Source organism: Sphingomonas sp. CFBP 13733 (assembly GCF_014841795.1).
Taxonomy (GTDB): domain Bacteria; phylum Pseudomonadota; class Alphaproteobacteria; order Sphingomonadales; family Sphingomonadaceae; genus Sphingomonas; species Sphingomonas aerolata.
This window is the reverse complement of record NZ_JACYUP010000033.1, coordinates 1-662: the sequence shown is the minus strand read 5'-3', so window position 1 is coordinate 662 and position 662 is coordinate 1. Positions and strand designations below refer to the sequence as shown.

The following is a 662-nucleotide window of genomic DNA, read 5'->3' as shown; positions in this document are numbered from 1 at the left end:
TACGACTACGCGCCCGTGCTGCGTGTTCATGATCGTGGCGGCGATTGGGTTTTGAAGAGAACGGGACTGGTCCATTCAGACGGTGAGGCGATTGGTCGATGGCTTACGGCGCTACGTGGCCTAGGCGTTGATGTGGTGGCTCCAGCAGCTCACCTCCACCCCAATCCCCGCCGTCTCGATGACGGCAAAGAGTGGGTGGTCTATCCCTTCGTGTCGGGCACCGGCTACCATGCTGGTGAGGGCGAGATTGCCGACGCTGGGCGTTTACTCGGCCGAATGCACGCGGCCGATCCTCCCGAGGGGAGCGCCTTGGCGACTTACAGGGAGCCCGTGGTCCGAGATGCCGAATGGATCGAGCCGCACCTTGCTCTGGCCGAAAATGCTATCGAAGCAGCCGGTGCGGATCGGTACTCACTTCGGGAGGTGACGCTAGCGCGCCTCGCCGGGGCCGAACCGATTACAGGCTTGCCGCTCGCCGGGTGCAGCTTCGACTTCAAGGCGTCGAACCTGGTTTTCAGCCCGAAACCCACGCTAGTCGATCCCGATCATGCGGCACGGATACCGAGGCTCTACGACCTCGCGGTCGCGCTGCTGCTGTTCCACTGCGATCTCTCCACCGCTCCCGGTCGATTATGGACGCCTGCCGAGTGGGCGACCTTTCT

At 63.1% G+C, this 662-nt stretch carries 1 protein-coding gene; it reads left to right on the top strand.

What is annotated here, in order from left to right:
* Positions 1-15: 15 nt before the first annotated feature.
* On the top strand, positions 16-662 hold a 647-nt coding region (locus IFT71_RS21085), incomplete at its 3' end, for a phosphotransferase enzyme family protein (RefSeq protein ID WP_342212711.1).